This window comes from Priestia sp. TRM10, assembly GCF_057808375.1.
The window spans coordinates 56251-67664 of sequence record NZ_JBJZOT010000011.1; the positions used below are offsets into that span (position 1 = coordinate 56251).

The following is an 11414-nucleotide window of genomic DNA, read 5'->3' on the forward strand; positions in this document are numbered from 1 at the left end:
GTAAGTAACATCCGTGAGAAAGAAGGGGAAGGGAGCTTTAATGGATATGACAGTAAGCGTATGGGGAGCGATTAGTGCCTTAATTATTGCGATTGTTTTAATCTTAAGGAGGGTACCTCCAGCATATGGGATGGTAGCTGGTGCATTAATCGGGGGACTAATTGGTGGAGTAAATATTACAGATACAGTTACATTGATGATGGAAGGAGCACAAGATATTATCTCAGCAGTGCTGAGGATTATGGCAGCAGGGGTTTTAGCAGGAGTGTTAATTGAATCAGGTGCTGCATCTTCGATTGCTGAAACCATTGTTAAAAAACTAGGCGAAAAACGGGCGCTGCTTGCTTTAGCATTAGCAACAACCATTTTGACAGCTGTTGGGGTTTTTGTGGATGTAGCAGTTATTACTGTTTCTCCGATTGCTCTAGCCATTGCAAAAAGAGCGAATTTATCGAAAACAGCAATCTTGCTCGCAATGATTGGAGGGGGGAAGGCGGGGAACATTATGTCACCAAACCCAAATGCGATTGCAGCTGCAGATGCCTTCAAGGTGCCTCTTACATCTGTTATGGTAGCAGGCGTTATTCCAGCTGTTTTTGGCCTATTTATAACTTATATTTTAGCTAAAAAGTTGGCAAATAAAGGGTCATTTGTTGAAAGTAAAGAAATTGAAATGAAGGACAATGCAAAAGCTCCAGTATTTATCACAGCTTTAGTTGCTCCAATTGTTACGATTATTTTGTTAGCACTTCGCCTGCTTTTCGGGATTAATATTGATCCAATGGTCGCTTTACCAATTGGGGGGATTGTGGGCGCAATTGCGATGAGAAAATCTAAACATATTAATGCCTATGCTATCTCTGGCTTAAATAAAATGTCAGGCGTGGCTATCATGCTATTAGGAACAGGAACATTAGCGGGTATTATTGCAAATTCAGAGTTGAAAGATGTTGTAACACAAGCTTTAAGTGCTTCAGGAATGCCTCCTTATTTATTAGCACCAGCCTCTGGGATTTTCATGTCGGCAGCAACTGCTTCTACAACAGCAGGAACAGCTGTAGCAAGTACTGTGTTTAGTAGCACAATTGTTGGATTAGGTGTATCGGCACTAGCAGGAGCAGCTATGGTACACGCAGGAGCGACTGTTCTTGACCACTTGCCACATGGGAGTTTCTTTCACTCTACAGCGGGAAGTGTCAATATGAATATGAAAGAAAGGCTAAAGCTAATGCCTTATGAATCTCTAATTGGTCTCACGCTTGCCATTGTTTCTACCCTTATCTTTGGTGTATTTAAATTATTTGGATAGTTATGGACTAAAAAACAGATGTGAAAAGGGAGATGAATAAAATGAAAATTATCATTGCTCCTGACTCTTTTAAAGAAAGCTTATCTGCATTAGAGGCTGCTGATGCAATCGAAAAAGGGTTTAAGGAAATCTTTCCAGAAGCTTCTTATGTAAAGCTTCCAATGGCCGACGGCGGGGAAGGAACGGTGAGATCGTTAGTTGATGCAACAGGGGGAACAATTGAGAAAAGAACAGTGACAGGTCCTTTAGGAGAGGAAGTCGAGGCTTTCTTTGGTTTAACAGGAGACCGAGGAACAGCCATCATTGAAATGGCGGCTGCATCTGGTCTACATCTTGTTCCACATGAAAGAAGAAATCCACTTATTACTTCAACAAGAGGAACAGGAGAATTAATAGGGGCTGCCCTTGATTTGGGTGTCAACCACATTATTATTGGCATTGGCGGAAGTGCAACAAATGACGGTGGAGCAGGTATGCTGCAAGCTTTAGGTGCTAAGCTATTAGATCAAGAAGGAAAAGAAATTGGTCCTGGCGGTGGGGCAATTGAAAAGCTTTCAACAATAGATTTACAACACTTTGATGAGCGAATTAAAGATATTCAAATTGAAGTAGCATGTGATGTAGATAATCCTTTAACAGGAAAGAGAGGAGCGTCGGCTGTTTTTGGTCCTCAAAAAGGTGCTACTCCTAAAACGATTGATATTCTTGATAATAACCTTGCGCATTTTGCCGATATTGCCGAAGAAATGTTAGGAATATCATTTCGAGAAATTAAGGGAAGTGGGGCAGCTGGAGGAATTGGGGGAAGTTTGTTTGCTTTCCTGAACGCACAATTAAAAAGAGGGATTGATATCGTCTTAGATGCGGTAGATTTTGAAGAGCATGCAAAGAAGGCAGACCTTATTATTACAGGAGAAGGAAGAATTGATAGTCAAACGATCTATGGCAAAACGCCGATTGGGGTAGCAAAAGCTGCCAAAAAATATGGAGTTCCTGTCATTGGATTTGCGGGTTCCCTCTCTGAAGATAGTGAAGTTGTACATGAACATGGAATCGATGCGTTATTTACAATTGTTCCATGTGTAACATCCCTTTCTGATGCTATTGAAAATGCAGAAGGATACATGAAGAGAGCAGCGAGAAATGTTGCCGCTTCAATCAATATTATGAACTCTTTATCAATAAAAACTGTTGATTAAAGCCAAACAATGAATTGGTTTGGCTTCTTTTAATCTTGATATGTTATAATTTGGTATATACAATGTCACTTCTTTTAAAGGATGTGAGACGGGTGAATTTTTTAGCAACTAAAGATCCACTTGGATGTTACTCGAAAGCAGATCTATACTTTTATAAAGTACTAGACGTGCTGAGTTTCCGAAAATCTATCTATACAGAATTAAAAATAAAGTCTATTGAAATGTATTTAGAAGCTAGATACAATAGCTATTAGTTGAGGACCTTGTGAGTTTAAAGGTCCTCTTTTTTTATTCTTAATTATGGTAAGAAGTGGCTAATGATAACGTTCTTTGATAAAATAAACGAGCAAGCTGTCACTTTTCTACATTTTAAAGTGTGGCCTTTTCATAGTATATGAGCTCTTATATTGAGAATAATCATGAAAGAAAGCGATAAAAAACTATATTTGAGGGAAGTTATAATGGCAAAAAAACAACAAAAATCCAGATACTTTGCAGGTATTTCACTAGGAATTATGGGTATAGGGTTTCTAGCAACCCTTCCTTTTCAAGATTCTATTATTGGCAAACTTCTACAAGGAGGATTTGAAGCGGGGCTTGTTGGGGGACTTGCGGATTGGTTTGCTGTAACAGCTCTTTTCCGCCATCCACTTGGTATTCCTATCCCACATACAGCACTTCTTCCTAAAAACCGTGATAAGATGGTGCGTGGAGCCATTGCAATGGTTGAGAATAATTGGCTGACAAAAGAGAGTATTAAAGGGAAAATTGGACAGATCACATTTACAGACAAGCTTTTTCCACTCCTAGAGCGAGAACTGGCATCAGAAGGTGTTTATAAAGCAACTCAATCGGGACTTAAACATGCTGTTGATAAAGTGGATTTAGAGAAAATTTCTATTTTCATTGAAAAAGAGTTAAAAAAATACATCTCATCTGTAGATGTTACTGTTTTTGTAAAATCTCTAACAGATCAAGTTGTAAAAAGAAATCTAGATGAAAAAGCAATAGACTATATTTTAGCTGAAGTAGAAAAATGGATTTCTAAAGAAGATACAAGACATAAAATTGGTGTAATGGCCAAACAATTTCTTGATAATACAGAGTCAGATGGATTTTTAAAAATGGCAATGAGCTCTTTTAGTAGTTTTATCAATGAGGATAAGCTCGGAAAAATCCTTCAGCCTTTTCTTCTTGAAAAGATCGTTCTCCTCCAAGATAAGGATAATCCTTATCGGGGACTTATTTTAAATCGTATTCGCCAGGAAATTAACGGTGTTTCAGATCGTGAAGAGCTTATGGCTGAAATCAATCAATGGAAAGATAAAACAGTTCAAAACATTGAAGCCTCGGATAAAATAAAAGCTGTTTTAGAGCGATATAAGGATAAACTTCATAAAATGCTAGAGGATCGAGCGTTTATTGAAAAACATGTGCTCTCAGCTGTAAGAGAACTTATTGAGAAAACGAAGAGTGATGAAGAAAAAGTCAACGCAATTGAAACATGGATTCACGGACAAGCCTCTTCTTTTATTGAAAATAATCATTCTAAAATTGGTAGCCTTGTGAAAGAAAACCTTGAAAAATTAGATAATGACACGCTTATCCATATGGTAGAAACAAATGTTGGTAAAGATCTACAGTGGATTCGCGTCAATGGAGCTCTCTGTGGGTTCTTGATTGGTCTTGTTTTATCTATATTTAAGCTTGTTATATAAACAAAACTCCTGTGGCTTTTTGCGGACCGCAGGAGTTTTATTTTTTATAAAGATTGTTCACTACGCTGTATTTGGTTTGTTTTAGGATGTGCAATAGAGCTAAAAAAGAGCATTAAAAGTTCAGCAAGACATAAGGACAGAATAACCCAAATGCCCGTTAATAATGTAGTATGCTGAACAATTGCTTGAAGTTTTGATGAAGGTTCAACATAAGAAGTGAAAGTATAAAACATAGCAAACGTAAACAATCGGCTCCATTGCGATACATCGTACGTTAGAATACCTTCTCGAATTCCATATAATTTAATGCGCTCATACATGCGGTAAATTTCAATTCCTTCAACAAGAAAAAACATAAGACAAGCAAGTGCCCAAATGAATAAAATCATTTCTGGATCAATGGCTTGAGACGTTATACAGGCGAGCCCTGTAATCGATAAAGCTCCATGAAGAATACAATTAGTATTATTCCAATGTGTAGCAACTCTCCCAGTAGAAGATCGACTGACATAGCGTTTAGCTATAAAAAAGAGGCTAATACAGTAAAGAAGAATTCCTGTTGTGACTAAGCAAACATTAAGTATTTGCGGTAGATCAATCCAGACGGTATTTAACAATAGTACAATTGATTGGGTACTAACTGTTGTAAGAAGCAAAATTCCGTGAGCCTTTTTCAGGAGTTGAGCTCTTTGGGCAATTAGGAGTGTTTTTATGCATATGAAAATATAGATAGTCCACAAACCACCATTGAAAAGGGAAAGTATCTTTGCAACGAAAAGCAAGTCAGTAAAATGTTTCGCAAGCAAAATACCGGAAATTGAAGTGCCAGCAATCCAGGTTCCCATTCCAAATCGATTTAAAGGGTCATTATAGTGTTTTTCAATAAATTTATGATGAAAAAGTGAAGTTAAAATAGAAATGAAAAAAGAAATCCAAAGAGAGAAGATAACGATACTAATAACTTTTCCATAGCCTAATGTAAAAAATTTAGAACCAAAATAGTTTGATAAGGCTCCTTCTGTAATAATACCCAATGCCATCACAATGGCCATTGTTGATGTTTTAATATAAACTTCTTTCATTATCATAAAAGAAGTCATAAGAGCAGAAAGAATGATTAGTAAAATAAAATATAGCATAGACCCTCACCATCATTTGAAATATGTGTAAGCTTTAATGTTTTTATTGTAACATGGTATGCATGAAAATGGAGGAGGGAGAGGAATGCTTACAAAAAAGCTCGTTGCTATAAGCAACGAGCTTTTAGATTAAATCCACTCTACGATACTTTGTAACATTTGTCTCGATTTAGGGCGAGGGTCATTTAGACGATATCCAAAAGCAACTGTGCAAGCGAGATTAAAACCTTTCTCTGGCATCACACCTTCTTCGATAAGTACTTTTTCTGCCTTCTCTTTATCGAAACCTTCAATAGGACAAGAGTCGATTCCAATCATTGCAGCAGACGTCATCATATTTCCCATAGCAATATAAGTTTGACGAGCTGCCCATTCAAACATTTGCTCATCGTATTTAGTTAATTCAAAATCATTTTCAATAAAATTGCGGTATGCCTTTCCTCTACCTTCCACAGCTTCATTAGGAAGGGCGTGCACATTTTTCATCATTCCTTGAATGTAATCTGAATCAGGAGCTAAACTGTCTTTTGTGCGAGCAAGAAACACAACAAAGTGACTTGCTGTTGGTAGCTGCTTTTGAGCTCCCCATGAAACAGCTCTTAATTTCTCGCGTATTTCTTCATTTTGAACTACAACAAATTTCCATGGTTCAAATCCAAATGAAGAAGGGGAAAGTCGCCCTGTTTCTAGAATAAAATTAAAGTCATCTTCTGAAATTTTCTTTGTTTTATCAAACTCTTTACTAGCATGTCTATATTGATAAGCATTTAAGATTTCTTCTTTATTAAAGGTTGGTTTTGTAGCCATCATTATCCTCTCCCTTTTTCGTTTTATAGGTAGAGTATAGTACACATAAACAATAAATATAAGTACGCACATTTTTGTGGTATAGTATCAAAAAAGGTACTGTGGAAAGAAGGTGTCTGTATGAATGAAAAGGAATCAAACTTAGCCTTTCTTGGGAGATATTCATGTCCTGTTGAAGCAACAGTTGATGTTATTGGCGGGAAATGGAAGAGTGTTATTGTTTATCACTTACTTAATGGAACAAAACGATTTAATGAATTAAAAAGACTCAACAAAGGAATTACACAGCGAATGCTTACACTTCAACTTCGGGAACTAGAAGCTTCAGGAATTGTTCATAGAGAGATTTATCGTCAAATTCCCCCTAAAGTGGAATATTCCTTAACTGAGTTTGGAAGATCTCTAGAACCACTCATTTTATTTATGAGAAATTGGGGATTAGAAAATATGGAAAAAGTATTAGAAAACAGAGAGAAGCATGAAACAAACCAATCTTAAAGGAGTTAGAACGTATTTTAAAAAGAGGTATTCATTTGGAAAACAAGATTATTTACACGTGGAACGTTTTAATAATTTCTCCTTTCAATTTTCTTTTCTCTTCTTTTCACAAAGGGATATCAAGAAAAGGTGCCCTTATCTGTTTTCATCTTTTTTCTGCTTACTTTCATTAATGCATTGTTTAAGGGGATATATCATAAAAAGAATAGAAAATAAACCTCAGATGTATAGTAGGATGTGGAGCTTGCCGATTAATATCAGTGTTCTTGTTCTGTTTTATTTACTCTAAGCCTAATCAATATTGATTAGGCTTTTTGTTCGCTATTAAGTAAGGATTGTCATTCGTATTTTCACTCGCTATAATAGGGATATTGTGAAAATGATTATCAATTGAGAAAAGGGATTCTTATAAGGAAGGCTTCTACTAGAGGAGTGAGCATATGGGAAATAGTCTTTCAAATAAATTTATTAGAAAGAGAACAAGTTCTGTCATCTTTCTCTCTTTTTTACTAGCTCTTATCATTCTCTGCATTTGTGTATTTATAGGGATTACTTTTGGAGCGAAGAATCTAGATTTTCAAACTGTATGGCAAGCAACTTTTCATTATAATAATCAAATTACTGCTCAGCAAATTATTCATGAGCTACGCCTTCCAAGGGTCATTGGAGCTGCTGTTATTGGAGCTGCTTTTGCTGTAGCTGGAGCACTTATTCAAGGCATTACACGTAACCCTTTAGGAGATACGGGAGTATTGGGGATTAATGGAGGATCTATGCTTATTGTTGCTCTATGTTTTGCTTTTTTACCAAATCTCGCTTACCCAACTCTCATGGTGTTTTCTTTTATCGGAGCTATCTTGAGTACACTTTTAATTTTTGCTATTAGTGTAGCTTCTCGGGGTGGGTTTACCCCAATGAAGCTTACAGTAGCAGGTGCAGTTATAGCAGCTCTGTTACATTCTTTAACAACTGGAGTTGCTATCTATTATGATTTGAGTCAAGATCTAGCGTTTTGGTATGCAGGTGGAGTATCAGGAGTAAAATGGTCTCATTTATTCATATTAGTTCCTATTATCCTCGTTGTTATTGGAATTAGTACTTGCTTAGGTAAATCTCTTTCTCTTATTGCAATGGGAGATGATATGGCTGCTAACCTTGGGGTTAAAACATTAAGAGTTAAGGCTATAGGAATCGTTCTCGCGGTTATCTTAGCAGGAGTTTCAGTATCAGTTGCTGGTTCAATTGGGTTTATTGGCCTTGTAATTCCCCACATTGCAAGGAAAATTGTCGGAACAAATTATTATGCTATTATTCCAATGTCAGCTTTATTAGGAGCTATCTTATTAGTTATCGCTGATTTGGGGGCCCGCACCGTTGACCCTCCACGAGAACTTGCTATTGGTATTATGGTAGCCTTTGTTGGTGTTCCATTTTTCCTTTATATTGCCCGTAAAATAGGGAGGGAATTATAGGTGAGAACTTTATGGAACAACAAGGAAATAAGAAGAACGTATGTTGTAACAATTCTTTTCATCATTCTAAGTTTAGTTTCAATTCTTATTAGTCTAGATACAGGTACAATCCCACTATCTCCTTTAGAAGTGATTAATACATTTTTAGGGAAAGGTGATTTTTACAGTGAGACGGTGCTTTTTGATTATCGCTTACCTCGTATACTAATCACCGTTTTAGCTGGGATTGGATTAGGAATCTCAGGAGCTATTCTACAAGGGTTATCTCGCAACCCTTTAGCAGATCCCGGAATTATTGGACTTAATACAGGTTCAGCTTTTGGATTGATGATTTTCATTACATATTTTCACTCATTAAATGAACATGCCTCTCTTTATATCCCTCTTTTCACTTTTATAGGAGGGATATTAGCAGCCGTTGTCATTATTTTATTAACATACAATAAGCAGCAAGGTGTCATCCCAATTAGATTGATCCTAGTTGGAATAGCTGTTTCAGCAGGGTTTAGCGCTGCTACTCTTTTCTTATCCTTACGTCTAGATGAAGAAACATATATGTTTGCTTCTAGGTGGTTAGTTGGAAATGTATGGGCTAGAGATTGGATTCATGTAATTACTCTTTTGCCCTGGATTCTTGTATTAGGTCCGCTCTCATGGTTTCAGTCAAAAACTTTAGATGCTCTTTCTTTAGGAGATCAAGTTGCTTCAAGTCTAGGAGCATCCGTTCAAAAAAAGCGTTTATTGCTATTAGCTTTAGCTGTTGGTTTATCAAGTGCTAGCGTAGCTATGGCAGGTGGAATTGGTTTCATTGGTCTAGTAGCACCTCATCTTGCTAGGAGACTTGTAGGCCCATTATATCGACATTTTTTACCTCTTTCAGCTCTTATTGGTCTGCTGATTTTAGTTGTAGCTGATACGATTGGGAGAAATATATTTGAGCCTAATTCTATTCCAGCAGGAGTTGTTGTTGCTGCTGTTGGCGCCCCTTATTTTCTTTACTTATTAATAAAAACTAAATAAATAGATAAAAAAAAGGAGTACAAGATGAAAAAATATTTAATCACAATACTAAGCATTGTCATGGTGGTAAGTATTCTCGCTGGATGTGGTCAAAGCAATTCAAGTGAAAATCGTAAAACATCAGAAGATACAAAGAGTGGTAAGGAAGAGAAAATTGCCTCACTTTCAATTCATTTAACAAATGACCTTCTTGCTCTAGGCCTAACACCAGCTGGATCAGTTGTTGGTGGAGCATTAAAAGATTTTCTGCCTCATGTTAAAGAAGACTTGAAAAATACAGAAAAGCTAGGTTCTGTCAAAGATCCAAATATGGAAGCTTTACTCTCTCTAAAACCAGATGCTATTTATCTTGATAAAGAATACTCAGGAAGTGATTTAAATCAGTTCGAAAAAATTGCAGAAACTCATGTGTTTGATTTGGATAAAGGAACGTGGAGAGATCACTTAAAAGAAATTGCCAAGATCGTGGATCGTGAAAAAGAAGCAAACCAGTTCATTAAGGATTATGAAGAAGAAGAGAAAGAAGTTAAGAGTTTAATCCAGAAAGAGCTTGGTGAACATGACAGCACAATGGCTATAAGAGTGACAGCAAAAGAACTTCGCGTTTTCACAACAAAACGTCCAATGGGCCCTATCTTATTTGAAGATCTAGGATTAACTCCTGCTTCAAAAGTGAAAGAGCTTGACCAAACGCAACCATATGAAGTCATCTCTCAAGAAGTACTACCAGACTTTGACGCTGATGCTATTTTTGTTGTTGTAAACGAAGATGATCAATCACAAACAGCGTTCAAAGAACTTGAAAAGTCACCAATTTGGAAAGGGTTAAAAGCTGTGAAAAATGAACATGTTTATGTTGTACCAGAACAGCCTTGGCTTGATTATTCTGCACTAGGTAATAAGCTTGCTTTAGATGATGCAAAGAAACTTTTTAATAAGTAATAATGTAGCCTCAACCTACAGTTTTAAGAAGCCACGTTGATGAATAGAAGATTAGCAATAAAAAAAGCTAGATGAACATCCTTTCATCTAGCTTTTTTCTATATTTAGTCGGCATTACGTCTATTTTCTTGATTAGTTGATATTCGTATTTTAAATGGGAATCAATCATCTATCAATCGCCTTTGAAACCCTTTTCCTTTTCTTGCTTACTGATAGAGTAAGAAAGCTGCTGCTAATAGTGCTAGGGGAATAAACAAAAGGAGATGTACACTCTTATACATAAATAAAATCGCAATAAACTCTCGGATAAAAGCGTTTGGAACAAAGTAAGAAGCGGTTTTAGAACCAATTCCATCTATAGAAAGTCCAGCCTTCTTAGCATAGAGCCCAGCTCGAAATAGATGAAAGCGATTTGTAACAAAGATGGCTTTATAATCCCGCATTTCTCTCTCCATTATCTCTTTTGAAAATCTCATATTTTGATTTGTATCAACTGCTTTGTCTTCAACTAGAATGTCGTCAGAAGGTATTCCTGCATTTCGTAGATAACGAGCCATTGCCTCACCTTCCGGAATCGATTCATTCGGTCCCTGTCCACCTGTTACAATAAATTTAGCTCGTTTTCCTTTTCTCTTTATCTGTTTATAGTAGAAAGAAATTCCTTTATCAAGTCGACTTGCAAGTAACGGGGGGACTTTTTCTCCAATAATTCCACTTCCTAGTATGATAATAAAGTCTTTATTCCGAAATGGTTGGTGTAGGAAATAAAGGTAGGTAGAGACTAAATAGCAGAAAAACCAAAACCCATAAAATATAGCGATAACTAAGATTATAGAAATAATAGAAGGAAAAAGGTATTGTGAGAAAATTGCATAAGAGACAATAAATAAAATAATAGCCACTCCTAATGTAAGGGAAAGCAGGTTTGTAGGCTTTTTTCCTTCTTTTCTAATAAGTTCACGACCGTTACGGATTAGATAAATAGCAATAAACACAATGGTAAAGGGGGTAAGAAAGATAAACAAAATAGCAAATAAAACTAAAATCCATTTAAGTGGTTCAAGGTACTCCACTTTTAGAACAACCACTGTAATACTCATCATAAGAAGCAGCATGCTTATCGTGAGTAAAAATCCATTTAAGATTCGTCTCTTATCCGTTAAGTAACTAATTAAGAATAAAAGAAAGCTGACAGCGGTTAAAGACACTAATATCAATGGCAGTACCTCCTTTGATGTTATATATATATTATCTTTTGAGCATGTAAAAGCCTATATATAATGCTCTAATTTAAGGGAAAAGATGTAATA

The 11414-nt window shown here is 36.3% G+C and carries 10 protein-coding genes; 7 read left to right on the top strand and 3 right to left on the bottom strand.

All coding sequences use genetic code 11. From position 1 onward, the window contains the following. The first annotated feature begins 40 nt into the window (after nt 1-40). The 3 genes from ACK3CR_RS08700 to ACK3CR_RS08710 all read left to right on the top strand — a co-directional run bounded on the left by ACK3CR_RS08700 (nt 41) and on the right by ACK3CR_RS08710 (nt 4226). Complete coding sequence (locus ACK3CR_RS08700) at nt 41-1309, top strand: GntP family permease (protein WP_488975245.1); 1269 nt, start codon at nt 41-43, stop codon at nt 1307-1309. Between the two features lie 41 nt (nt 1310-1350). Then, nucleotides 1351-2508 carry a glycerate kinase gene (locus tag ACK3CR_RS08705; RefSeq protein ID WP_243516182.1) on the top strand — a complete coding sequence of 386 codons (1158 nt, stop codon included), beginning with the start codon at nt 1351-1353 and terminating at the stop codon, nt 2506-2508. A 461-nt stretch (nt 2509-2969) separates the two neighbouring features. Next, on the top strand, nt 2970-4226 hold the full coding sequence (locus tag ACK3CR_RS08710) for a DUF445 domain-containing protein (RefSeq protein WP_488975246.1): 1257 nt from the start codon (nt 2970-2972) through the stop codon (nt 4224-4226). 44 nt (nt 4227-4270) lie between these two features. Here the strand turns inward: ACK3CR_RS08710 and ACK3CR_RS08715 are convergent, their stop codons facing one another. Beyond that, nucleotides 4271-5365, bottom strand: a complete 1095-nt coding sequence (locus ACK3CR_RS08715) for a TDT family transporter (protein WP_488975247.1) — start codon at nt 5363-5365, stop codon at nt 4271-4273. Nucleotides 5366-5494: 129 nt separating this feature from the next. Further along, nucleotides 5495-6172 carry an NAD(P)H-dependent oxidoreductase gene (locus tag ACK3CR_RS08720; protein WP_430239967.1) on the bottom strand — a complete coding sequence of 226 codons (678 nt, stop codon included), beginning with the start codon at nt 6170-6172 and terminating at the stop codon, nt 5495-5497. A 120-nt stretch (nt 6173-6292) separates the two neighbouring features. Between ACK3CR_RS08720 and ACK3CR_RS08725 the strand changes: the two genes are divergently transcribed. The 4 genes from ACK3CR_RS08725 to ACK3CR_RS08740 all read left to right on the top strand — a co-directional run bounded on the left by ACK3CR_RS08725 (nt 6293) and on the right by ACK3CR_RS08740 (nt 10104). Continuing rightward, nucleotides 6293-6670 (top strand): winged helix-turn-helix transcriptional regulator, encoded by a 378-nt coding sequence (locus tag ACK3CR_RS08725; protein ID WP_040060427.1) that lies wholly within the window; start codon nt 6293-6295, stop codon nt 6668-6670. 440 nt (nt 6671-7110) lie between these two features. Then, entirely contained in the window at nt 7111-8142 is a 1032-nt protein-coding gene (locus tag ACK3CR_RS08730) for a FecCD family ABC transporter permease (RefSeq protein WP_488975248.1), read from the top strand. Between the two features lie 27 nt (nt 8143-8169). Next, a complete protein-coding gene (locus tag ACK3CR_RS08735; protein WP_410914204.1) occupies nt 8170-9162 on the top strand; it encodes a FecCD family ABC transporter permease in 993 nt (330 codons plus the stop codon). A gap of 24 nt (nt 9163-9186) precedes the next feature. Further along, nucleotides 9187-10104, top strand: coding sequence for an ABC transporter substrate-binding protein (locus tag ACK3CR_RS08740; protein WP_040060423.1), 918 nt, complete (start codon nt 9187-9189; stop codon nt 10102-10104). 206 nt (nt 10105-10310) lie between these two features. On the opposite strand, the gene ACK3CR_RS08745 is transcribed toward ACK3CR_RS08740, so the two are convergent. Beyond that, nucleotides 10311-11312 carry a YdcF family protein gene (locus tag ACK3CR_RS08745; RefSeq protein WP_410914205.1) on the bottom strand — a complete coding sequence of 334 codons (1002 nt, stop codon included), beginning with the start codon at nt 11310-11312 and terminating at the stop codon, nt 10311-10313. Between the last annotated feature and the right edge of the window lie 102 nt (nt 11313-11414).

Bases quoted from the DNA above. Each gene is read 5' to 3' on its own strand.
- ACK3CR_RS08710 (WP_488975246.1), top strand. From the start codon at position 2,970: ATGGCAAAAAAACAACAAAAATCCAGATACTTTGCAGGTATTTCACTA.
- ACK3CR_RS08720 (WP_430239967.1), bottom strand. From the start codon at position 6,172: ATGGCTACAAAACCAACCTTTAATAAAGAAGAAATCTTAAATGCTTAT.
- ACK3CR_RS08725 (WP_040060427.1), top strand. From the start codon at position 6,293: ATGAATGAAAAGGAATCAAACTTAGCCTTTCTTGGGAGATATTCATGT.
- ACK3CR_RS08715 (WP_488975247.1), bottom strand. From the start codon at position 5,365: ATGCTATATTTTATTTTACTAATCATTCTTTCTGCTCTTATGACTTCT.
- ACK3CR_RS08705 (WP_243516182.1), top strand. From the start codon at position 1,351: ATGAAAATTATCATTGCTCCTGACTCTTTTAAAGAAAGCTTATCTGCA.
- ACK3CR_RS08740 (WP_040060423.1), top strand. From the start codon at position 9,187: ATGAAAAAATATTTAATCACAATACTAAGCATTGTCATGGTGGTAAGT.
- ACK3CR_RS08730 (WP_488975248.1), top strand. From the start codon at position 7,111: ATGGGAAATAGTCTTTCAAATAAATTTATTAGAAAGAGAACAAGTTCT.
- ACK3CR_RS08700 (WP_488975245.1), top strand. From the start codon at position 41: ATGGATATGACAGTAAGCGTATGGGGAGCGATTAGTGCCTTAATTATT.